The sequence below is a fragment of the Streptomyces sp. NPDC007808 genome (assembly GCF_042868655.1).
Lineage (GTDB): Bacteria > Actinomycetota > Actinomycetes > Streptomycetales > Streptomycetaceae > Streptomyces.
The window spans coordinates 1,414,225-1,435,709 of the sequence record NZ_JBIAEQ010000001.1 but is presented as its reverse complement, the minus strand read 5'-3'; the positions used below and the strand labels follow the sequence as shown (position 1 = coordinate 1,435,709).

The following is a 21,485-nucleotide window of genomic DNA, read 5'->3' as shown; positions in this document are numbered from 1 at the left end:
GAGTGTGCCCTCGGGGCTAGGGAGCTCCCATGACATGTTGAGGTGTCGCGTATTCCAGACGCACCGGCCGGTCGGATGGATCTCTTCGGGGGAGGGGAACTGTCTGGCGCCGTTCGGTCGCGGCGGAGCCGCCTCACACGCGCTCGCGCGCTACTACCGGTACCTAACCCTCCGGGCGTCACCAGCAGCGCACGCGCCGCAAGGCGCTGTTGTGTTCACTCTCGTCTTCTAACAACCCAGTGTTCTAAAGGGAGCACCGGCCTTCCCCCAGGTGCCGGGAAACCCGGTTGTCGGTCCCACCTGCGGAAACGAACCATTTACGCAGGTCAGACCCGACAACCGGAAAACCGGGTGTCGGGTCTGACCTGGGAAAACGCTTCGATAGAGGGGTCTGGGGGCCGGTTCAGGGGCTGGGCGTGCCATAGGTAGGACGCCGCTGCGGGCCGCGGTGAAGTGCCCCCGGGACCGGACGGCCGACAGACCCCCGGGTGTGAGTAGGTGAGGTACAGAAAGTTGCCGCTGAGAGTGACCGGGAAGCCCGCCGCGGCCGCTGTCGGCATCTCACGCACGACCGTCTACCAGCACCGCCACCATCACAAGACGCTCGCCGCCGCCATGGATGCCGCCCGAGCGGCCCAAGGCGGCGGGCGGAGTCAGGCGGACCTCAACTTGGGCAGGGCGGCCGTGCGCCTATCAGGCCGTCTCGTAGAAGTCGCCGAGACGCCTCCAGTCCGTGCCCCTGATCGAGTAGGCCAGGAAGTTCACCCGCTTGCCCTCTTTGATCTCGTAGTTGCAGCGGTTGATGCTGACGCCTCGGGTGCTGCAGAAGGGCGTGATGTTGATGTTCGTTCCGGCGTACTGGCCCATGACGTAGATGTATCGGCCGTCGTTCTTGGTGTCCTCGACCTGGAGGACCTCACCGCGCGGGAAGAACGTTATTTTGGCGCCGCTGTAGGTGTGCGTCGCGGCCTGCGCGCCGCCTGCGGTGAGACCCACCATTGCCAGGGCCAGAGCGCTCGCGGCCAGGGGCATCCCCCGATGCTTCTTCAACACGTGCTCCCTTGATCGTCTGATCGTCCGAAGGATCGAGGCTACCCGGTTCGCGTCGGGGCGATCGCGTGGGATTCCAGCCGTCATGGCCGGTCAACGACCAGGTAGAAAGGGCCTGTTGCAGCACGCTCTACAACCACATCCCGGACCTGCGCGCTCAGTGAGTACGTCCGGCGTGGCTTTGTTCATGAGAACGGACAGCAGATCTTCGCGACTTTGAGCGGCGTGGGTCGGGGGGCCGTTCGAATGTCGCTGGCAAACGACAGCTGGCGTAGGAACGAGATGCGATACCCGATCCGCCCGAGGTCACACCGGCCGAGAGGAGGGTTCGCATCATTGAGCGATCTTGCTCGCGGCGTGGGCTTTAAATGGGTTTTGTGGCGATATGACACCTAGTCTCGGGGCGGGCGCGTCGACGTGCCCGCCACATCACTCCCGCGAAAGGGCGATCATGGCTACCGCCACCACTGACCCGATCAACATCAAGCTGGACCAGCTGTTCGGCGCCGCCGACACCAACAACGACGGCTACGTCGAGTGGGCCGACTATCAGCGCATCGTCGACCGCTACCTGAGCACCTACAAGATCGACAAACGTCACCGCACGGCCCGGGCGCTCACGGTCGCCTACCAGATGTACTGGTCGGAGCTGCTGCGTCACGCGGACGGCAACGACCGTCTGTCCAAGGAACAGTTCCACCACGCGAACCGCGCCGCGAGCGTGGACACCAGCCGCTTCAACATGGTCGAGGGCCTCGCCCACACCATCTTCGACGTCATGGACACCGACGGCGACAACACCATCAGCAAGGCCGAGTTCGAGAAGTACCTGGAAGTCTGGGAGATCACCGATCCCGCCGCCATGGGCGCCTTCCAGTACCTTGACACCGACGGTGACGGAGTCATCAGCCGCCATGAGTTCCTCCGCGCGGTCAGGGAGTTCTTCTACTCCCCGGACTTGGACGCGCCGGGCAGCCTGATCTTCGGGCGCCTGTCCCGCTGACACGCGGGCTATCGACCGGCACGCAAGGCCTCGACGGCATGCCCCTCGCCCGACGGGGCCCTGACGTCGCACCCTGAACGCGGTCCGGGTCCGGAACCATGGATGGTGGTTCCGGACCCGGACCACGTTCGACTGTACGGGGGCAGGTCTTCGGCCTCGCAAGCATTGTCCACATCGCGCCTGACGCCGGCACGGCAGGACCGACCAGAGCAGGCACCGCTCGCTGGTGTTCGACATCAATCCGACCCCAGCGCCTCCCAAGCTGATGAACAAACGCTGCTCAAACTCGTGAACAGAGCCAGGCGGAGAAGTCGAGTCCGGTGGCCCGCAGGCGACGAGTGGCCGGGTCCACTGGCCGTTGCCGCACGCCAGGTCCACGGCGGACATCCCGGGCCTTGGTGACGTGGTCGTAGAAGAGCTGGGCTTCCTTGTGGCTGACCACGGTGGGCCAGCCGGTCTGGAACCAGTGGTCCCACTGCTCAGGCGACAGGCGCACTCGCCCCGGCTGCCCGTTTCGGGCCGTGCGGCCTCGGCGGAGGCCTGCGAGCGGGTCACAGTGACACCTCGCCCGGCATCAGCTGGGCCCGGACGGTCTTGAGCCGGGCGTCCTCGGAGATGAAGCAGCTGACCGTCGCGCCCAGGAGGCGCGCGTATCGCGCAGGGCTGCAGGGGTGGACCGTGACGCACGAGGCGTACGATCTAGCGCCACTCCACTTACCCGCCCGGCTGCGCATCGGCTGGCGCACCGTTGAACATCTCCTGGCCACCGGCGAAGCCGCCGGTCTGGTCGTACCGGCCGAGCACGAGGTGGCCGCCACGCCTGCAGAACAGACAACGTCGGCGGCTGCCACATGGCCGGAAAGCGCTCGAAGGGCGTCGACCGGAGCACCGCGCTGCGCGCGCTCACCGAGGGAATCGACGCCTGCCCGCACTGCCGGCCAGACTCGGAGCTCGGTTACCTCGACGGCTAGCCCTGCTGCGGGAGTCCCCGCGCACCGGTCCGCTTGGCGCCCTTCAGTTGTGCATCGGTCAGCTTGGCGCCACGGAAGTCCGCATTGGTCAGGTCCGCGTTGCTCAGGGTTCGAGCGAGCAAGGACCGACCGACTGACCACCGACCGTTTCGAGAAAGCCCTGCGCACGGTGGTCAACTCCGTCGTGTTCCGCTCCTCCGGCCAGGACCTGACCACCGCCGGCATCTACACCGAGATGGCCTCCCGCTTCGCCGAGCCCATCCTCCTCGCCCTGGCCCTTCTGGCGATCCGCAACCGCGTCAAACGCTGACACCGAGCCCGGCAAACGCTTCGAGAAGGCCCTGAACGTCACACACAACTCGGTGGTCTTCCGCCTATGCCCTCACAAGCCGCCGCCTCCGGGCGGGGAGGCGAAGCTCTCTGAGAGAACCGGCCCTCCCGCCACCGAGTTCCGGACACGGTTCGCGGTCAGCAACTCATCGCGGCAGTAAGGCGCGTGGGGCGAGCGCGTTCTCCGGTATGACCTTTCCACTCACACGGGCGGCGCCCTGCGGAAGTCGCTCATCGCGCCCCCTGTAGGCGGCTATCAACGGCACATGGTCAACGCTGTGCTTCGCGGCCTCGCTGCTGCTGCCCTCGCCGTCCTGCCTGCCGTCACCTTCTCTGCGCCGGCTCACGCCGCGGAGACCCTGCCCCTTGCCGACGCCATCGCCGTCCTGCCGGTGGCCACCGAGTCCCGCGACGGTTACAGCCGCGACAGGTTCCGCCACTGGAACGCCGGCGACAACCCCACCGACGGCTGCAACACCCGCGCCGAAGTCCTCCTCCATGAGGCCATCGAACCGCCCGTCATCGGCCCCGGATGCCGCCTGACCGCAGGCACTTGGTGGTCCTACTACGACGACGTCATTGTCACGTCGGCGTCCGGTCTCGACATCGACCACATGGTCCCCCTCGCCGAAGCCTGGGACAGCGGAGCGTCTGCCTGGACCCCCCAGCGCCGCGAGGCCTACGCCAACGACCAGGGCGCCGAGCCCTCCCTCGTCGCCGTCACCGCACGCTCCAACCGCAGCAAAGCCGACCAGGACCCGGCCGAATGGCTGCCACCCGCCCCCGCGGCCCACTGCCGGTACCTCGCAGAGTGGGTGGGCACGAAGCTTCGCTGGTCACTCGCTGCCGACGAGAGCGAACTAACCGCGTTGGACGAAGTCGCGGCAACGTGCCCCGGCCAAACGGTGACCTACGACCCCGCCCCCTGACCATGCCACGCCCCCGCTGCCTGCCTTCGCCCTCGGCTCGCTTACCCAACCGGGCCACCCAGCAAGCACAGGGCGTCGCGGGACCCTAGCGTTGTCATGCCTTGCTCTGTGACAGGACGGCGAGGCCTCGGGCAGCCCCGACACCGCGCCCTGGAAGGGGCCGCCCCCAGCCATCCCGCCTCCCGCTATGGCCCCCGGCTGCGCAGCGCAGCCCCGATTACGCTGGTACTGCTCGGGGCAGTCGCGGAGGTCCCTCATGCCTCGAACAATCTGGTCCGGCGCCATCTTGGCCCTGTTCTCGTATAGCTACGGCGAACGGACATGTAGCGCTATGTGACTGCTGTGGTCGTCGTTTCCCCTCGCCTGGCGCCACGTTGAGCTGAACGAGTGATCTCGGGCGTGGGGCGAGGAGTACGGGGTGCGGCAGGACTGGGAGCCGGAGGACCTGATCGAGGTCTGGACGCTGCTGGAAGACGACATGAAGCGGGTGCGGAACAAGTCCGGGGCGACTCGGCTCGGGTTCGCGCTGCTGCTCAAGTTTTTCGAGGTGGAGGCCCGGTTCCCCGAGTCGGCCCAGGAGGTGCCGACCGCCGCGGTGGACTACGTAGCCCAGCAGGTCAAGGTTCCCGCAGAGGCGTGGGCGGACTACGACTGGCAGAGCAAGGCGATCCAGCGACACCGGGGCGAGATCCGGGCGGCGTACGGGTTCCGGGCGAACACCGAGGAGGACCAGGACCGGCTGGCCGCGTGGTTGGCTACCGAGCTGTGCCCGGTGGAGCTGTCCCGTGACCGGCTCGCGGCAGCCGTGGTGGCACGGTGCCGCAATGACCATATCGAGCCGCCGGCGCCCGGGCAGGTGCGGCGGTTGGTGGGCAAGGCAATCAAGGACTTCGAGAAGCGGTTCTGTCGCAGCACGCACCGGCTCAGTCACACGACCCGATCGCGGCTGGAAGATCTGATCGCGGGTGACGGCACCGAGCACGGCGCGGACGGCGAGGGCGCGGTGGCTGGGGGCGGGCGGTCGCACTTCACCGAGTTGAAGACGGACCCTGGCGCCCCGGGCCTGGAGAGCCTGCTTGCGGAGGTGAACAAGCTGGAGCGGGTGCGGCGGCTGGACCTGCCTACGGACCTGTTCGCGGACGTGTCGGAGAAGCTGGTGGACGCCTGGCGGGCCCGTGCGTCGAAGGAGTACCCGGCGAACCTGGAGCGGATGAAGCCGCCGCGGCGGCTGACGCTGCTGGCCACGCTGTGCCATGTCCGGCAGACGGAGATCACCGACTCGCTGGTGGATTTGTTCATCCAGCTCGTACTGAAGATCAACACCCGCGCGGAGCGGAAGGTTGAGAAGGAGCTGGGGGCGGAGCTGAAGAAGGTCCGCGGCAAGGAGGCGATGCTGCTGCGGGTCGCGGAGGCGGCCTTGTCGGAGCCGTCCGGCACGGTGCGGCGGGTGATCTTCCCGGTGGTTGGCGGGGAGAAGACGCTCAAGGCGCTGGCGGCAGAGGCCGCGGCGAACGAGGCCCGCTACAAGGCGCGGGTGCGTACCGTGCTGCGGTCGTCGTACTCGGCGCACTGGCGGCGGATGCTGTCGCCGCTGCTGAAGGCGCTGGAGCTGAAGTGCAACAACACCGCCTACCGGCCGGTGATGGACGCGATCGACCTGCTCAAGCGGTACCTGGAGCAACCGCTGAAGGAGGGCGCGTTCTTCGACCCGGCCGAGACGGTGCCCCTGGAGGGCGTGGTCCCCGAGCAGTGGCGGGCGGCGGTCGTCGACGACAAGGGCCGCGTCGAGCGCATCCCGTACGAGCTGTGCGTGCTCGTCAGTCTGCGGGACGCGCTGCGCCGTCGGGAGATCTGGGTGGTGGGCGCGAACCGGTGGCGCAACCCGGAGGACGACCTGCCCGCCGACTTCGAGGACAACCGGGACGTCCACTACGCCGCCCTGGGCCAGCCGCAGGACGCCAGCGAATTCATCACAGCGCTCCAGGGCAGGCTCCGGACGTCCCTGGACCGCTTCGAGCAGGCCCTGGCCGAGGGCACAACGGGCGGGGTCGCGATCGTCAAGAAGGACGGCGAACCGTGGATCAGAATCTCCCCGCGCGGCAGGCAGGAGGAGCCGGAGTCCCTGGTGGCCATCAAGGCCGAGATCGAACGGCGCTGGGGCACGATCGACCTGCTGGACATCCTGAAGTACGCCGATTTCGATACCGACTTCATCGCCGAGTTCACCTCGGGCGCCACCCGCGAGAACCTGTCCAAGGACGTGCTGCGCCGACGGCTGCTGCTGGTGCTCTTCGGACTGGGCACCAACATGGGCATCAAGCGGGTCGCAGTGACTGGCAAGCACGGCGAGTCCGAGGCGACGCTGCGCAGGGTGCGGCACCTGTTCGTCAACCGGACCAACATGCGTGCCGCGCTGGTGAAGCTGGTCAACGCCACCTTCGCCGCCCGCGACGAGATGTGGTGGGGCTCCGGCACGCTGCGCCTCCGACAGCCGCAAGTTCGGTGCCTGGTCCTCGAACCTGATGACCGAGTGGCACCAGCGCTACCGCGGCCCCGGCGTGATGATCTACTGGCACGTCGAGCGGAAGTCGGTCTGCATCTACTCCCAGCTCAAGTCCTGCTCGGCCTCGGAGGTCGCCTCGATGATCGAGGGCGTGCTGCGGCACTGCACCGACATGGAAGTGGACCGGCAGTACACCGACACCCACGGCGCGTCCATCGTCGGCTTCGCCTTCGCCCACATGCTCGACTTCAAGCTGATGCCGAGGCTGAAGAACATCGTCTCTGCCCGGCTGTACCGGCCGGCCGCCGGGGAGGACGACAACTGGCCGAACCTCGCGCCGGTGCTGTCCACCAAGACGATCAACTGGGACCAGATCCGCCAGCAGTACGACCAGATCGTGAAGTACACCACCGCGCTCCGCCTGGGCACCGCCGAGGCCGAGCAGGTCCTGCGCCGCTTCACCCGCGGCGGCCCCAAGCACCCCACCTACCAGGCGATCGAGGAGCTCGGGCGGGCGGTGCGTACGGCGTTCGTCTGCGACTACCTCGCCGACGTTGAGCTGCGGCAGGAGATCCACGAGGGCTTGCAGGTCGTGGAGAACTGGAACAGCGCGAACAAGGACCTCTTCTACGGCAAGGACGGCGACCTGGCCGGCCAGGACAAGGAGTCCCAGGAGGTGTCCATGCTCGCGCTCCACCTGCTCCAGTCCGCCCTGGTCCACGTCAACACGCTGCTGATGCAGCAGGTCCTCGCCGACCCGAAGTGGGCCGACACGCTCACTGCCGCCGACCGGCGGGCGCTTTCCCCGCTGTTCTGGACCCACGTGAACCCCTACGGCCGGTTCGAGCTCGACATGAACAACCGGCTCGACCTCACTCCATCGGCCACCGTGCCCGGTCCTCGGATGGCGCCGGACTCGCGGGTGTCGGCTACCGGGTGTGAGTAGTTGGGGTACAGGAAATCCCGGTGAGACGATCACGGTGCGGTCGGCGCGAGGGTGCTGACGGTAATTCAATCTGGAAATACGCGATGGTTGCCTCGTCTACTGATTTCGGGGACGGACTCCACTGCGTCACCCGATGTGCGGCTCCACTAGGTTCGAGTTAGGTTGTTCTAAGGAAGTCACCAGCCGCACTCCAGGTGGCAGTTGATTCGCTCCCGACCTTGAGGTTCCGGTTTCATGACTGGCTCGGTAGGAGGGCGAACACTGTTAGGCCACGCCGCGCCTACACGAATCAAGGAAGAATTCTCGCTCGTCATGAGAGTGGAGTTTGTCATGGCCGATTCATCGCAGGCTATCAACGAAATCCTGAAGAAGCTTCGGGCAAGGTCGGTTCTGACGCTGGAAGAAGTTGCAGAGCTTCAGCAGCACATCGACCTTCTCGAGAACAGCGCAATCGCGGAAGCCACACACCATGACACGCATTCGACTCCGGGGTCGCACTACTCACAGCACCACACATCAGTCGAAGAGCTCAAGGGCTTCCTCGACAAGACCTACGAAGGGCGTGAAGCCGGAGAGGAGTCTCAATCGTCATGAGCACCGTCTCGAAACCGGCTCCCAGGGAGCTGCCAGTCAATGAGCTCGATGAACTGCTCGCCAACTACCCGTTCGGAAACTCCGAGTATGTGACGAGTCAGCTTCACAAGTGCTACAAGCGCCGACTCGCAAGCATGTCCGACAGACTGCCAGTCGCTCGTGAAATCCTCGACGCCCTGGACCACACGGATCCCTATACCTGCTATCGGGTCATGGGTGACACCGTGTTTCGGTGCGCAGTCCAGCATCGGCACGTGCAGATCGAGGACGGCATTCCGTATGGTATGCCCGCAGAACGCTGCCATGCCATTCTCAATGGCGCCGTCCAGAATCTTGAGAATGAGGTTCCCGGACTGATCGGTCCCACCCTGAGCGATCGGGTGGGCCCGGAGCCCTTTCATGGCTGGGTATGGAGCGAGGACGGTCCCGACACACTCTTCACTGAGGCATTCCGCAGCATCGTGGACGCTCACTACGGCCTCACGCTCCACACCCCCAGCGACGACGAGAAGACTGTGCTGGCGGACGCAGTCAGGCTGCTCGACGAGGTGCTGCCGAACGTCTCCCGTAGCGTCTTGAGCCACACTCACCTGGTGGCCGTCTTCTCCCCCTCCGGGCGATGGGCGACGACCCGGTCCAGCTCTGAGTTCCGGATCAGTGGAACGATCTTCCTCAGCCAGAGAACCTTGTCCAACGTCTGGGCTCTGGCTGAGCACATCCTTCACGAATCGCTCCATCAGCAGCTCTACGACATCCGAGCAGGGCACACTCTGCTCGTCCCGGATTTCGCACGGGCGGAGGCACCATTGGTCCACTCGCTGTGGAACATGCCGGACGCGACCCGTGGAAACTACTGGGATGTCCACCGGACGCTCGCGGCCTTCCACGTCTATGCCCACCTCGCACTGTTCGCGAGGGCGGCACGGGAACCGGCCGGTGACAAGCAGTACGCCGCACGATACGGGCCTGTCGAAATGGTCGGCCCGAATACAGCACTCGCCCGCGCTCACTACCTGGGCGACCAGCTTCGCCAACAGTGTTGGGCCGAGCTGGGACTGGCCGGCCGTCAAATGGTCGACTGGCTGCATTCGGTACTGGAAGTCGTCGACTCAAACCCCATCGTCCAGGGTTCATTTGTGCATTTGCTTCTCGATCGGTACTGGCGGGAATCATCCATGGTCCGATCGATGGCTGCAGCACATACCGTCGACGCCGAGCTCCTCCCGCAGTTCTCTCGCCTCCTGGAAGGAGAACTCGACTGTGCTCGCTCGGTGCTGAAGACGATCGGGTACGACCTCACCTCCTTCGAGGAAGCTCTCGACTCGATCGGGAACGAAGAGAGCTTTGAGCGATTCGCCTCCGTCAGAGGACTGATCGCCGAAACACTCCTCCGTGCCTGCCCAGACAGGTACGCCCTTTCTTCATCGGGCGCTGCTGACGACCGCGTCAGGCGGATGGTGGAGGATTCCAGCGAAGCACTCAGGAAACTCCTCGGCCGGTAAGGAAGAGAATGTGGAAGTCCACCACCCTGGCCTCCGCTCAATCCTTGACAGCCTGCGGAGCGGGAAGTCGCTCAGCGCTGGCGAGCTGCAAGACCTGGAGCGTCAACTCGATCTGATGAAAGGGCGGGATGCTTCGCCCTGCACAGAGCCACAACGGCACCTGAGACTCGTACAGGCGGCGACTCCGGTGGTGACCGGCACACTCGATGGGGCCGCGGACAGAAAGGGGACGGATCAGTTCGCGGCCTCATTTAGTGAGCACGCCGTCGGTTTCTACAACGAGGCCCAAGGACTCCGGCTATCAAGCGTGGGCATCGGCACCTATCGAGGTGCAATGGACGATGAGACTGATGCGGCATACTTCTCCGCGGTCCGAGCTGCACTCCGTGCCGGAGTGAACGTCATCGACACCTCCTTGAACTACCGTCACCAACGGTCCGAGCGCAGCGTAGGCGCTGCACTCCGCGCCTTCGTCGCGCAGGATGGCGGCAGCCGTAACGGCGTGCTGGTATGCACAAAGGGCGGTTACCTCGTCCCTGGAGCCCTGTCGCGTGAGTTGTTGAGAGAGGGGGAGATCGCCGGCGACGCGCACTGCATGGCACCGGAATTCCTCATGGACCAGCTTGAACGCAGCCGCCGCAACCTGGGCCTGACGCGCGTCGACGTGTACTACCTGCACAACCCCGAAACACAACTGCGGTTCATCGACGCATCTACCTTCGGCGTTCGTATCCGGCGGGCCTTCGAGCGCCTTGAGCAAGCCGCGAGCGAGGGCTTGATCAGCCATTACGGCATCGCAACATGGGATGGTTTCTTCGACGGGTCTCTGTCGCTGAAATCGTTGGAAGCCACAGCCCGGCAGATCGGCGGCGAGGCTCACCGCTTCCGCTTCGTTCAACTGCCCGTGAATCTAGGGATGCTCGACGAATTGCGGTCACTGGCCGACAGCGACCGCGGGGTGCTCGATATCGCTCGTGACCTCGATATCACTGTTATGGCAAGCGCCTCGTTGCTGCAGGGCCGCAGCACAGCAGGCCTGCCCGGCTGGATCACCCACGCACTGCCTCATTTGGCCACAGACGCACAGCGTGCACTCCAGTTCGTTCGCTCCACACCGGGCGTGACCTGTGCGTTGACCGGCATGCGCGACACCCGCCATGTGGCCGACAACACGGCACTGGCGTTGTCTCCGCCATTGAGCCCCAAACAGTACCGTGCCGCATTCCATCAGTGAGCCTTTGGTGTGCTTCCCGAAGAGGGGTATCGCCGAGGTGAGCCCAGAAGTCGCCAATAGTTGATCTTGGAAGTTTCAGCGGTTCCGGCGGGCGGCGAGGTCGCGTTCGGCGACGTGTCGGGCGACGGCGTCGACGCCGGGGCGGGCGTACCGCTCCAGGGAGCGGACGGATGCGTGGCGGGAGCGGGCCAGCAGCATCGGGGTAGAGGTGCCGTCCTCCGCGTCGTGTGTCAGGGCACTGTGACGTAGCCGGTGAAGCGTCCAGCCGTCCAGGTCCTCGATGTCGTCGGGTGAGGCGAGGGGGTTGGCCAGCAGCCGGGTGTTCTCCTCGAAGATCTCCTCAGCGCGGCGGTAGGAGAGCCGGGCGCGGCCGGTCTCCGGGCACACGTCGAGCGTCGGTGTTCCGGCCGGGGCCTTGCGGTCGGTGAGGAACAGCGGGCCGCGGGTACGGCGGGCGATGAGTCGGGGCAGCAGCTGGGCGGTGCCGGACTGCCAGTGAATCCACTCGGTCGCCCCGCCCTTGGCGGTGATCTTCCCGCGCTTGTCCTGCGGGTGGAGGTCTTCCACGTTGAGGCACAGCACCTCGTCGGCCCGGGCGGCGGACTCGTAGAGCATCTTCCACTGCGTCTTCTCCCGGAGGGCGACGTCCAGGCGCCACAGAGCGGTGTGATCTGGTTCTCCGCGAGAGCCTTGGTGCGGTCCGGCGGTGCCGGCCGCCGCTCGATGCCGATCGTCGGGTCTCCGTCGATCCAGCCCTGGCGTTGCCACCAGCCGATCGCCTTGCGTGCGATGGACAGTTCCCGGTTGACGGTGTCGGCGTCCATCTCGTCCGCCCGCGCTGCCGCCAGCTCCGCCAGGACCTCCGGCAGCGCCGGATCGTCGATCGCGGCGACGGGGAGGACGGGCGGCTTCGCGCCCCGGCGGGCCAGACCGGTCGGCGCCGGTTCCCCGGCAAGCATCCACCCCCACGTCGTCAGCGAGATCCGGTAGATCCGGGCGGAGGACTTCGCGATGCCCGCGCCAGTGAGGTACCGCTCGACCGCCGCGGTGTACGACGACGGCGGGGCGGACAGGGGCACGACCCGAGCGTGCGGCAACCAAAGTGCGCCCCCGCTCCCGCGTTCGGTCGCCGGTTCGATCGTCACGCCGCCCCCACCCTTCCGGCACTGCCGCAGTAAATGCGTACACCTCGCCCCGGCGGCCGGAATGGCCCGTCGCAGGTCGTGATGATCACGGTAGGGGCTCTGCCGCAGTAAATCCGGCATCTAGCGGCACCACCCTGGCGGGCCGTGAGCGGTCGGTAGTTCGATAGACCGACAGGGAAGCGGGATGGCCGCTACCGCCAACCGCTGTACCACCGGCCCTCACGCCGGCCAGGCCCCGAGCATCACGTAGCGCTACATGTCCGTTCGCCGTAGCTATACGAGAACAGGGCCTGGACCGGCGCCGAAGCTGCGCTCGGCCTGACCGTCTTCCAGCTCGGCGAGCTGCCGGTGTGGTGGGCAGCTCCAGCCGCGGTCGTCGCGGCGGCGGCGAAGTCGTGGGTGGCCGGGCGGCTCGGCCGGAAGGGCACGGCCTCCACACTGCCGGCGAACCTGGACCCCGCATCGCACAGAGGCGTGTGAGTGGCCCGTGAATCTACTCATCTACCTCGGCGGTGGGGCGGGCGCCCTGCTGGCGCTCGGGGCGCTGGCCCGTGGGGCGTGGCGCATCAACCGGCGCATCGTGGGGATAGCCGCAGCCGTGGCGGAACTGGTCCCGAACGGGGGCGGCTCGATTAAGGACACGGTGCCCCGCACGGAACAGAAGGTCGACGACACCGCACAGGAGCTGCGTGTGCTGACGGAGCGGTTCGACGCTCACGTCGCCGACAGCGCACAACGGCCCTGACGAGATTGCCGACGCTGACAAAGGGGCGCGGCCGTCCCGCGCGAGGCTGCTGGACGGGCCACGAGACCTGTCCTCACTCCTCTCACGCGCGGAGCGATCTCCCGGGCCGAGTGTCCAGGGGGCCGAGCGCCCTCGTGTGCGGGTGCGGTCTCCATCCCCCGGCCGTCACCGCGCGCGGGCGGCCCGCGCCTCGCGCTCGTCGGCGATCCGGTCCAGTTCGCGCATCGCGTCGACCGTTGGCCGTGCCGCGTTCCGTCATCAGCCGCGGCTCGCACGCTCCAGCGCAGGCTGTGGCTCCAGCCGCACGAAGCCGCCGCGGCTGACCTCCTGCCCGATCAAAGTGCTTGAGAGGGTGGACGGATACTTGCGCAGGGCCTGGTCGGTGAGATCCCACAGCCAGTCGCGTGTCTCCACGAGGGCGTACCCGGTGCGCCGCAGGAAAGGCCTCCATCCGTGCTTCCAGCGGCCAAGCGCGTCAAGGAGGGACTGGTCCTCTTCCACACAGCGATGACGGCAGTCGTCACCGGAACAGTCGGTCCCGCCGACGACACGGTTGCCGGATACCTCGCTATCTGCGGACGGCAGCGCGTCGGCGTCCGAATGGCACTCATGGACTTTGCTTCGGAGGCGAGAAAGGTCCTGGACGGCGACTCCAGCCAAGAGCCATCAACCGAACCGCCCCTAGCACTGGACTGCACCGAAGAACTGTCCTGGCTCCTCGACGGCATGGCTGAAGCACTTGGACTTCAACGGTCCCAGTGGGATAGGTAGTGGGCGAGCGTCGAGAAACCCCAGCCTCCCGCCTGGCCGCAGCGCGGCGGCCGAAGCGGGGAACACCTCGCGTGGATCGGCGAAGTCGATGGCGCCGAAAATGCTGTACATCACGTCGTACCTGCCGGGCATCGCGTTCAGGTGAGACACCACGTCGGAGTGCACGATGTGCAGGCGGTGCGAGATACCCGTACAGGTCGCTCGCCATTGCGTACTGCGCGGGTGAGGCGTCGACCGCGGTGACCCCGGTCGGCTGGTGTTGAACCTCAGGTGCGCGGCGTGCCGGGCAGCTCGGGCGCCGAGGTCGCCTACGCAGCGGCCGGCCAAGTCGCCCAGGACCTCCGCGCCGGGCCCGGCGTCCTGTCCCCAGGCCCAGTAGAAGCCGTCTGGGACAGCCCAGTCACTGGCGGCGCCAGCGCGGCCATAGTGATGCCAGAGGTCTGAGCTACTGGTGGTCACCCGCCCCATCCTGGCGGCCGCGCCCCGCTGGCGGGTGACTTCGACGAATTGTCACCCGCTCGCTCGCCAAGGGCCCCAGCCATCTGGCCAGAGTCCCCAGGGGGAAGAGCCGGATGGGCTCGTTCGACGTGCCGCGCCGATCGACCGCCTGCCCGCGCACGCCCCAGGGAGCGTTGGGCAGGTGACCGGCCCATACGTCCAGGGAGTCTGCAGGTGATCGAACAAGACTGGCCCCCGGGGCTGGGCGTCGCCTGTGATGAAGGACGAAGAGGTTGTACGCAGCTCGATGGCCGTGGCCGCGTCGAGCTGTTGATCGGCCGGGCTGACGCAGCGGCGCAGCGCAGGTTCATCGAGGTCATTCAGGAGCTCGGTTACCGACTACTCCCCATCGGCAATGCCGGACGCATTGGCATCCTGCTGCGTTGCGAACGCGATGACGCGCCCCACGCCCGCCGCCGGGCCGAGCGCACCATCGCACGATTACGTGCCGGCGGCCTCCACTGCAGGCCCTCAGTGAGGCTCCGCCCCCTCTACCCCCTCCGCCACCCCCGGTCGGCGTGCCGGGCCCGGCCGGCCGGTACCCTCAGGCGCCCGACGTGCCTTCTCCTCCGCCCGCCGTCGCACCATAGATCCCGCCCCGGCCAGCGATGCCGCCACCGCCTCCTCCTCACCTGCAGGCTTCCTCATCAGATGATTGAGAGCCCATCACGGCCGGCTTTGACCGTCATCCAGCGGAAGTCTCCGCCACTGCCTCAGGAGGCGGCAGTCCCTTAACGCGGGCTTGCTGGGCGGCCAGGTCTGTGGTCATGCTGCGGTGCGTCTCACGCAGTTCCTGCTCCGATTCCGGCACTGGATCCCCCTCCATCTCCAGCCAGCTACTGTCCCGCTCATCTAGTGATCATGTACGGCGCGGAATCCGAGTATTGCTCTGACGGGTCTGAGCGGCCTGATCCGGCGTGAGGCTGGCGCGAACCTGTCTCCCAAGAGGGCTGTTCGTTCAGGCAGTTCGATGCCGTGACGACCTCAACAGGCTTGAGCGCGGCTTTCTTCACGCGGCCCGGGGGCCATCAAATGGGCCCGGGTGTACGTGGTCGTGCCGTCCCCGGGAGTGTCTCGTGGCAGGTGGCACAATCCCTGCGGCGCGGGGGCACCGGGTTTGACCGCGGGGGCGGCGCGTGCGCCAGCCGTCAGGCGTCGAAGCGACGGCGGGCGGCCTCGATGTGACCGATGTACTGCTGGGTCCAGCCGCACATTCCGTCGACCGTTGCGCGCAGGGCTTGACCCGGCTCGGTGAGGGTGTATTCGACCCGCGGTGGGACGGTGGGGTGCACGGTGCGCTCGACCAGGCCGTTGCGCTCCAGCATGCGCAGGTTCTGGGTGAGCATCTTGTGGCTGATGCCCTCGATCTCGTTCCGCAGCTCGCTGAAGCGCAGGGTGCGATCACCGAGACCCTCGACGATGAGGAACGCCCACTTGTTGGCGACGTCGGCGAAGATCTCCCGCGCCAAGGAGCCAGCACGCGCCAGGTCTGCATCCTCGGGCGAGCCTGTGAACTGCTTGGTCACCATGAGGTTCTCCAGTCACCGAAAAGTGCGTTCTTCCACGTCAGCGTCCACTCTCCTACAGTTTCTGAGTAACCACAAGAGAGTGCGCGGACGCGCCCCCACAGGCGCTCAGGACGAGGAGACAGGCAGCATGGCCATCACCTTTATGAACCCCAGCGGATTGCCCAAGATCGACGTCTACCGGCAGGTGTCGATCGCATCCGGGTCGAGGCTAGTCTTCATCGCCGGGCAGGTCGCCTGGGACGCCGAGGGAGTCACGATCGGCGAAGGTGACCTCGCCGCCCAGGTCGAGCAGAGCTATCTCAACGTCGGCACCGCCCTGGCCGAGGTCGGTGGCTCCTTCGAAGACGTGGCGAAGCTGACCTTCTACGTCGTCGACTGGACCCCGGACAAGATGCCCCTGCTCCTGGAAGGGGTCTCCCGGGCAGCCGCGAAGCTGGGGATCACCCCGGCCCCGCCGGCCACGCTGATAGGCGTTGCGGCACTGGACGTCCCCGACCATCTGGTCGAGATCGAAGCCACCGCAGTCCTCGACTGAACATGTGTTCTTTGCCGCTGGGCGCGAAATGGCCAACTACGGCGCTCAGCGGCCAACCAGCGCGCTCAGTGACAGTTACTGACCCACGCTCCTACTGATCTTTTCGTAAGTTCGGTGGGTGTGGTGGCCGTGTGGGTGGGAGGCTGTCGGGGTGCCATATCAACCTTCTCCTTCGGTTGCCGGCTCCTCCCTTCCTCCTTTGTCGCGGCCTCAGTTGGCGGAGGCGCGTCGCGTTCGGGCAGTCGAGTTGTTTGAGGGCGGTGTCTCGAATGCGGAGATCGCGAGGGCGGTGGGGGTGTGTGCCGAGAGTGTGCGGCGTTGGCGGCGGGTGTGGGAGCAAGAGGGTGCTTCGGGCCTGCGGCGACGGGCAGCCACCGGACGCCCACCCAAGCTGGACGACACCCAGGTCGAGATGGTCCGGGCCGCGTTGGAGCAGGGCGCCCAGGCTCATGGTTTCGAGGCCGACCTGTGGACCCTGGAACGAGTCGGCGCGGTCGTCACACGGCCAACGAGGGTGGTGTGGTCGAGGGCGTCGGTGTGGCGGATGCTGACCGGCCGGCTCGGATGGAGCCTGCAACGGCCCGAGCGGCGGGCGGTCGAGCGGGACGAGTCGGAAATCGCCCGCTGGATCGCGCACGAGTGGCCGCGCATCAAGAAGGGGCCGTGAACACACGTGCCTGGATCGTCTTCCTCGACGAATCAGGCGTCTCCCTGCTCCCTCAGTTCTGCCGCCCCTATTCGTCCCGAGGGCGGACTCCGCTCCTGCGGCACCGCCTGAACTGGAAGCGCGCGTCGATGGCCGGAGCCTTGGGCTACCACTCCACCGACCTCGATCGCGGGGCCCGCCTGTGCTTCCACCTCAAGCCCGGCAGCTACGACACTGCCGGGCTCATCGAGGTCCTGGAGCAGGTGAAGGTGTTCTACCTCGGCGAGCGAGTGGTCCTCGTCTGGGACGGCCTGTCCGCCCACTGAAGCCGGGCGATGCGGGCCTGGGTCGCCGAACAGGACTGGCTCACCCTGGAACGATTACCCGCCTACGCTCCCGAGCTGAACCCGGTGGAACTGCTGTGGTCCTCGCTCAAGAAGAGTGAACTCGCCAACCTCGCCAGCGACCACCTCGCCGATGTCGCCGACGCCACCGAGCAAGGCATCCACCGCATCAACGCCAACCACCGACTGCCATGGTCATTCCTCGCCCATACCGGCCTGATCATCCACCCACCGAACCCACCGAACTTACGAAAAGATCAGTAGTACTCCAGTTGGAAATCGTTGCCTGAGCTGGTCGGCTTCGTTGTTCCGAGCATGGTGGAGATGGACGTAGCCGCCTTGCGGGCTGAGAACTTGGAGTCGGTGTTCGCGCGGGTTGCAGGCCGCTTCTCGCGGGTGGATCTGCGGTGGCGGATGGGGGACTACGTGCGTGGTCTGCTGGCTCCGGTGGAACGGAAGAACGGCTGGCAGCTCGCCGAGTACGCAGGTCACCGCGGACCGGCTGGCTTCCAGCATCTGCTGAACGGTGCGTCGTGGGAACGCTGACGCGGTCCGGGACGACGTGCGGCAGTACGTCGCCGAGCGTCTCGGCACTGCTGACGGTGTCCTGATCATCGACGACACCGGCTCCCTCAAGAAGGGCGTCACGTCTGCCGGCGTGCAGCGGCAGTACTTCGGCACAGCCGGCCGCACGGAGAACTGCCAGATCGGAGTCTTCGCTGCCTACGCATCCTCCAGCGGCGGGGCTCTGGTGGACCGGGAGCTGTATCTGCCGAAGTCCTGGACCAGCGATGCGGACCGATGCCGTGCGGCGAAGATCCCTGACAGTCGTGGGTTCGCAACCAAGGGTGAACTGGCCCGCAGGATGATCCTGCGGGCCCTGGCCTCTCCCCTCCCGATCGCCTGGGTGACGGGCGACTGCGCCTACGGACTGGAATGGCGCATGCGCCGCACCCTGGAAGAGGCCGGGATCGGCTATGTCCTGGCGGTGCCGAAGTCACAGCAACTACCTGCTCCCTTCGGCCGTATCGACCAGGCCATCGCCGACGCCCCCGACGAGGCGTGGGAACGCCGCTCCTGCGGCGACGGCGCCAAAGGCCCGCGCGTCTACCACTGGGCCGCCGCCCGGCTGCCGGCGGTCGGTGTCCCGACCGACCGTGGCAAGCCGGGCTCGAGAATCCACCTCATCACCGACCGATACGGCGTGCCGCTGTCGCTGGGCATCTCCGGTGCCAACCTGCACGACAGCCTCGGCCTCAAGCCGCTCCTGCGCGGGATCCCGCCCATCCGCTCCCCCCGCGGCCCGCGCCGCCGCACCCGGCCAAGCTCCATGCCGACAAGGGCTACGACTACGACCACCTGCGGAAATGGCTTCGTGAGCGTCGAATCCGCCACCGCATCGCCCGCAAGGGCATCGAGTCGTCCACGCGGCTCGGCCGACACCGTTGGTCGTCGAGAGAACGGTCTCCTGGCTCGCCGGCTGCCGCCGCCTGCACCGCCGCTACGAGCGCAAGGCCGAGCCACAACAGACCCCCGCGTCCGCTCCGCAAACACACCGCCTTTCACACAAACGACGAACCCGCCTCCGTAACGGCCGGATCACTGAGACTGCCGCAGCCCCCTGACATGTGCCAGCGTCGTCCTCTGAACCATTCAAAGGGGAACATGAACAACGAACCGCAAAGACGGGTACGCCTGCGACTGGCACGAAAGCGACCAGCCCCGACTCGTGTCCGGGAGCGATTACGGGCCGAACTACCGGAGCAGCACGCGACTGCGCAGCCCCAAGCCTCACGGCTGCGACGGGCCGGACAGCGCATACGGGAAACCCAGTGGGCACACCTCATCACCGTGACCGGCACCGCCCTCGCCGCAATCGCCGCAATCGGAGGCCTCTGGGCACAAGCCGTCGCCACCTACTGGAGCCAGCAAACAGCGAAGGACCAACTGGCACAGTCCCGCGAGGACGGCAACCGAGAACTGCGCGCCCAGGCAAGCCGTGTCACCTTCTGGATTGCAGCAACCGAAGACGGACCCCGGCCACATATCGCGAACCGATCCCAGGACGCCGTCACCGCCGTGTACATCTGGCACGAGGGCATGGTCCTCGCCCTGCCGGATCTGGCCCCCTGCACAGAGATCGTCTACATGCCAGAGTCCGACCGTTCCAAGGACGGCATCCTGGTCAAACCGCCAGAGATCCTCACCAACTGGTCGCTCTACACCGACACGTCAATCGTCGGCTTCACCGACCGAGCCGGCCAACACTGGCGAAGAAAAACAACTGCCCTCAATCAGACAAGCACCTTCGACCCCTACACCACCCACCAACTCCAGGCCGTACCAGCCACCTCACTCCATACGAAATCCGCCCAGCAATGCAGCAGCAACCCCACCTGAAGGGACCCGACGCCGCGACTGGTCCTTGCACATCACCCGCCCAGGACCGACTGACCGGCGACGAAGCCGGGCCTTCGAAACAGCGTCGAGCGCTAGCCGGGGCCCGCAACCACACCCTTCAACGGCAACAGGACGGAGAAATTACGCGGCTGCGGAGCGGGCTCCGGCGCCCAAGCCGGGCCGACTACACCCATAGATGACAGCCGGGCCGGGCATCAGCGCTCCGGGCCTTTGCCCTCACAAGTCGTGGTATTCAGCGCTGCGCGGTGCCCATCTGCTCGGGTATGGTCTGCCGGCGCTCACGGCAGCCGTACTGCTCGGGCACGGCCTGCCGGGGCGGGCCGGTGCGGTACTTCCACGCGATCGCCTCGATCACCAGGTTCGCGCTGCCTCCGGGTCGAACGCCGCGAGGGCCTCGGCGAGCATGTCGATGGCGTCGGCCGCGTCCTTGACCGCGCCCGTGCTCCACGTGCTCGGGGTCACCGCGTCGGCCACGGCTTCCGCGTGCTGCTCTACTCTGGCCCCGGACTTGCTCAGCTCCACGTCCCGCCCAACGATCGCACCGTCCGGCCGGATGTCCGGCGCCACAGCGAAGGGCCCGCGAGGTGTGAGCGCGGACCCCCGTATCGTCCCGGCCTGAACGAAGGTGCGTGTCTGGTCAGCACAGGATGTGGCGCCGGTTCCTCGCCAGCAGCGGGTCCAGGGGACGGCGGCACACCTCGCACCTCAACCCGCCTGCCGGCACCGGCGGCAGCGGCGCGGGCACTGGAGCCCGGGCCGCCCGCTCGCGGGACTCGCGGACGGCCCGGGCGTACCGGGCCTCGCTGTCCAACCGTCGCTTCGCTTCGTCCCGTGCCTCCTGCTGCGACTCGCGCAGCCGCTTCTGCAGCTCCTCCGGCAGCACCGCGCCGGAGGAGCCCAGACCCAGTGTGCCGAGCGGCATCGTCACCCGCTCCAGCTCGTCCAACGCGCACGGCGGGTGATGCAGCCCGAACACCGACAGATCCGGCGCCTGCCACCACTGGTGCACGCGCGCATGTGCCCGACCCACCGACGTCGCAGCCTCCCGCTTGGAGACGGAGTAGAACCACACCGGCAGGCCCTCGTCGAGCACGATATGCGGAAAATGCACGCGCGGCCGCCAGAACCAGACGTCGACCACGCCCTGGCGCGCATAGTCCCGGTGACGAGCCCGCCACGCGTCGTCCGTCATGAGCTTGCGCTGTGCCTCCAGCGCCACCTTCGTGCCGTCCACGAGCAGCACCTCAACGTCGGCCCGCCGGTCGCGGTCCTCCGTCCACTGCTCCAGGCGCACCCGGTCGACCCCCGGCCGGGACCACGCCCAAGCCGCCAAGGTGTGCTTGGTCGTTATATGCCAGACCGTCTCGGGGCTGTGCCCGCCGGTCGGGGCCTGCCCGGGTGGGTGCGCGAAGTGCCGACGGACCTTTCCGCCCAGCCGTCCCCGCGTCACCAGCGGCACCCGAGTGCCCGCCGGAGCCTCGAAGCCGTGGAAGCAGTAGAAGCACACCAGCTGGCCCGTCCCGCCGTACCCGAGTCGCTTCCAGTGCTCCGGCGCTCGCTCGGCGACGTGCACCTCCCGACGGGTCTCCAGGTCAAAGCCCACCACCAGTAAGTCGTCCTGCACGGCACCTCTCCCTTTCACCACGGCGTCACTCAGGTTGGTGCCTGCGCCAAAGGCCCCGCAAACTCCTCGCCGAGCGGATCGCCGCTGGGACCGAAGCTGAACGGGACGGCGGGGCCGTACCCCGAGAGGGTGCGGCCATCGACACTTCCAGGCTCCGGAACTCTG

Annotated in this window: 19 protein-coding genes and 5 pseudogenes; 16 read left to right on the top strand and 8 right to left on the bottom strand. The window is 67.0% G+C overall.

Features of this window, described 5'->3' with window-relative positions:
* Positions 1 to 693: 693 nt before the first annotated feature.
* Positions 694 to 1,050, bottom strand: a complete 357-nt coding sequence (locus ACFYNL_RS06185) for a hypothetical protein (RefSeq protein ID WP_388797139.1) — start codon at positions 1,048 to 1,050, stop codon at positions 694 to 696.
* Positions 1,051 to 1,501: 451 nt separating this feature from the next.
* On the opposite strand from ACFYNL_RS06185, the gene ACFYNL_RS06180 reads away from it, so the two are divergent.
* Together ACFYNL_RS06180 and ACFYNL_RS06175 are read left to right on the top strand one after the other, a co-directional pair.
* Positions 1,502 to 2,053 (top strand): EF-hand domain-containing protein, encoded by a 552-nt coding sequence (locus ACFYNL_RS06180; RefSeq protein WP_388797136.1) that lies wholly within the window; start codon positions 1,502 to 1,504, stop codon positions 2,051 to 2,053.
* 839 nt (positions 2,054 to 2,892) lie between these two features.
* Positions 2,893 to 3,024: pseudogene (locus ACFYNL_RS06175) on the top strand (DUF6233 domain-containing protein); the annotation flags it as partial.
* Here ACFYNL_RS06175 and ACFYNL_RS06170 read toward each other — a convergent pair.
* Positions 3,021 to 3,146 (bottom strand): pentapeptide repeat-containing protein, encoded by a 126-nt coding sequence (locus ACFYNL_RS06170; protein ID WP_388797133.1) that lies wholly within the window; start codon positions 3,144 to 3,146, stop codon positions 3,021 to 3,023. The pseudogene ACFYNL_RS06175 and the gene ACFYNL_RS06170 overlap by 4 nt on opposite strands.
* Positions 3,147 to 3,151: 5 nt before the next feature.
* On the opposite strand from ACFYNL_RS06170, the pseudogene ACFYNL_RS06165 reads away from it, so the two are divergent.
* From ACFYNL_RS06165 to ACFYNL_RS06140, 6 genes and pseudogenes are all read left to right on the top strand, one after another.
* Positions 3,152 to 3,334, top strand: a pseudogene (locus ACFYNL_RS06165) (pentapeptide repeat-containing protein); the annotation flags it as partial.
* Between the two features lie 286 nt (positions 3,335 to 3,620).
* Complete coding sequence (locus ACFYNL_RS06160; protein WP_388797130.1) at positions 3,621 to 4,283, top strand: HNH endonuclease family protein; 663 nt, start codon at positions 3,621 to 3,623, stop codon at positions 4,281 to 4,283.
* 418 nt (positions 4,284 to 4,701) lie between these two features.
* A pseudogene (locus ACFYNL_RS06155) lies at positions 4,702 to 7,732 on the top strand (Tn3 family transposase).
* 330 nt (positions 7,733 to 8,062) lie between these two features.
* The gene (locus ACFYNL_RS06150) at positions 8,063 to 8,326 is read left to right on the top strand and encodes a hypothetical protein (protein ID WP_388797127.1); all 264 of its coding nucleotides are present in this window, start codon (positions 8,063 to 8,065) and stop codon (positions 8,324 to 8,326) included.
* Positions 8,323 to 9,828, top strand: a complete 1,506-nt coding sequence (locus ACFYNL_RS06145; RefSeq protein WP_388797124.1) for a hypothetical protein — start codon at positions 8,323 to 8,325, stop codon at positions 9,826 to 9,828. Before ACFYNL_RS06150 ends, ACFYNL_RS06145 begins: the two co-directional genes overlap by 4 nt.
* 10 nt (positions 9,829 to 9,838) lie before the next feature.
* Positions 9,839 to 11,062 (top strand): aldo/keto reductase, encoded by a 1,224-nt coding sequence (locus ACFYNL_RS06140; RefSeq protein ID WP_388797120.1) that lies wholly within the window; start codon positions 9,839 to 9,841, stop codon positions 11,060 to 11,062.
* Between the two features lie 75 nt (positions 11,063 to 11,137).
* Here ACFYNL_RS06140 and ACFYNL_RS06135 read toward each other — a convergent pair whose 3' ends face one another.
* A complete protein-coding gene (locus ACFYNL_RS06135) occupies positions 11,138 to 11,677 on the bottom strand; it encodes a site-specific integrase (protein WP_388797117.1) in 540 nt (179 codons plus the stop codon).
* Between the two features lie 1,017 nt (positions 11,678 to 12,694).
* Here ACFYNL_RS06135 and ACFYNL_RS06130 point away from each other — a divergent pair.
* A complete protein-coding gene (locus ACFYNL_RS06130; RefSeq protein WP_388797114.1) occupies positions 12,695 to 12,952 on the top strand; it encodes a hypothetical protein in 258 nt (85 codons plus the stop codon).
* A gap of 258 nt (positions 12,953 to 13,210) precedes the next feature.
* Here the strand turns inward: ACFYNL_RS06130 and ACFYNL_RS06125 are convergent, their stop codons facing one another.
* Positions 13,211 to 13,453 carry a hypothetical protein gene (locus ACFYNL_RS06125; protein WP_388797111.1) on the bottom strand — a complete coding sequence of 81 codons (243 nt, stop codon included), beginning with the start codon at positions 13,451 to 13,453 and terminating at the stop codon, positions 13,211 to 13,213.
* Between the two features lie 1,916 nt (positions 13,454 to 15,369).
* Entirely contained in the window at positions 15,370 to 15,750 is a 381-nt protein-coding gene (locus tag ACFYNL_RS06120; protein WP_388797109.1) for a winged helix-turn-helix transcriptional regulator, read from the bottom strand.
* A 127-nt stretch (positions 15,751 to 15,877) separates the two neighbouring features.
* On the opposite strand from ACFYNL_RS06120, the gene ACFYNL_RS06115 reads away from it, so the two are divergent.
* From ACFYNL_RS06115 to ACFYNL_RS06085, 7 genes and pseudogenes are all read left to right on the top strand, one after another.
* Positions 15,878 to 16,285, top strand: a complete 408-nt coding sequence (locus ACFYNL_RS06115; RefSeq protein WP_388797105.1) for a RidA family protein — start codon at positions 15,878 to 15,880, stop codon at positions 16,283 to 16,285.
* A gap of 118 nt (positions 16,286 to 16,403) precedes the next feature.
* Positions 16,404 to 16,952: a winged helix-turn-helix domain-containing protein gene (locus ACFYNL_RS06110; protein ID WP_388797100.1), complete on the top strand. Its 549-nt coding sequence runs from the start codon at positions 16,404 to 16,406 to the stop codon at positions 16,950 to 16,952.
* Positions 16,949 to 17,257 (top strand): transposase, encoded by a 309-nt coding sequence (locus ACFYNL_RS06105; RefSeq protein WP_388797097.1) that lies wholly within the window; start codon positions 16,949 to 16,951, stop codon positions 17,255 to 17,257. Before ACFYNL_RS06110 ends, ACFYNL_RS06105 begins: the two co-directional genes overlap by 4 nt.
* Positions 17,258 to 17,266: 9 nt before the next feature.
* Positions 17,267 to 17,539: a transposase gene (locus tag ACFYNL_RS06100; RefSeq protein WP_388797094.1), complete on the top strand. Its 273-nt coding sequence runs from the start codon at positions 17,267 to 17,269 to the stop codon at positions 17,537 to 17,539.
* Between the two features lie 60 nt (positions 17,540 to 17,599).
* A pseudogene (locus ACFYNL_RS06095) lies at positions 17,600 to 18,395 on the top strand (IS701 family transposase); the annotation flags it as partial.
* Positions 18,396 to 18,422: 27 nt separating this feature from the next.
* Positions 18,423 to 18,900, top strand: a pseudogene (locus tag ACFYNL_RS06090) (IS5 family transposase); the annotation flags it as partial.
* A 226-nt stretch (positions 18,901 to 19,126) separates the two neighbouring features.
* Positions 19,127 to 19,675, top strand: a complete 549-nt coding sequence (locus tag ACFYNL_RS06085; RefSeq protein ID WP_388797091.1) for a hypothetical protein — start codon at positions 19,127 to 19,129, stop codon at positions 19,673 to 19,675.
* 253 nt (positions 19,676 to 19,928) lie between these two features.
* On the opposite strand, the gene ACFYNL_RS06080 is transcribed toward ACFYNL_RS06085, so the two are convergent.
* The 3 genes from ACFYNL_RS06080 to ACFYNL_RS06070 form a co-directional block, all read right to left on the bottom strand.
* Positions 19,929 to 20,051 carry a hypothetical protein gene (locus ACFYNL_RS06080; protein WP_388797089.1) on the bottom strand — a complete coding sequence of 41 codons (123 nt, stop codon included), beginning with the start codon at positions 20,049 to 20,051 and terminating at the stop codon, positions 19,929 to 19,931.
* Positions 20,048 to 20,218 carry a hypothetical protein gene (locus ACFYNL_RS06075; RefSeq protein ID WP_388797088.1) on the bottom strand — a complete coding sequence of 57 codons (171 nt, stop codon included), beginning with the start codon at positions 20,216 to 20,218 and terminating at the stop codon, positions 20,048 to 20,050. The genes ACFYNL_RS06080 and ACFYNL_RS06075 overlap by 4 nt, the downstream gene beginning before the upstream one ends.
* A gap of 115 nt (positions 20,219 to 20,333) precedes the next feature.
* Positions 20,334 to 21,320 (bottom strand): competence protein CoiA family protein, encoded by a 987-nt coding sequence (locus tag ACFYNL_RS06070; RefSeq protein WP_388797086.1) that lies wholly within the window; start codon positions 21,318 to 21,320, stop codon positions 20,334 to 20,336.
* Between the last annotated feature and the right edge of the window lie 165 nt (positions 21,321 to 21,485).

What these genes read in the sequence shown, in the direction of transcription:
- ACFYNL_RS06160 (WP_388797130.1), top strand. Translation starts at nt 3,621, where the DNA reads ATGGTCAACGCTGTGCTTCGCGGCCTCGCTGCTGCTGCCCTCGCCGTC.
- ACFYNL_RS06115 (WP_388797105.1), top strand. Translation starts at nt 15,878, where the DNA reads ATGGCCATCACCTTTATGAACCCCAGCGGATTGCCCAAGATCGACGTC.
- ACFYNL_RS06150 (WP_388797127.1), top strand. Translation starts at nt 8,063, where the DNA reads ATGGCCGATTCATCGCAGGCTATCAACGAAATCCTGAAGAAGCTTCGG.
- ACFYNL_RS06145 (WP_388797124.1), top strand. Translation starts at nt 8,323, where the DNA reads ATGAGCACCGTCTCGAAACCGGCTCCCAGGGAGCTGCCAGTCAATGAG.
- ACFYNL_RS06100 (WP_388797094.1), top strand. Translation starts at nt 17,267, where the DNA reads ATGCGGGCCTGGGTCGCCGAACAGGACTGGCTCACCCTGGAACGATTA.
- ACFYNL_RS06120 (WP_388797109.1), bottom strand. Translation starts at nt 15,750, where the DNA reads ATGGTGACCAAGCAGTTCACAGGCTCGCCCGAGGATGCAGACCTGGCG.
- ACFYNL_RS06135 (WP_388797117.1), bottom strand. Translation starts at nt 11,677, where the DNA reads ATGCTCTACGAGTCCGCCGCCCGGGCCGACGAGGTGCTGTGCCTCAAC.
- ACFYNL_RS06180 (WP_388797136.1), top strand. Translation starts at nt 1,502, where the DNA reads ATGGCTACCGCCACCACTGACCCGATCAACATCAAGCTGGACCAGCTG.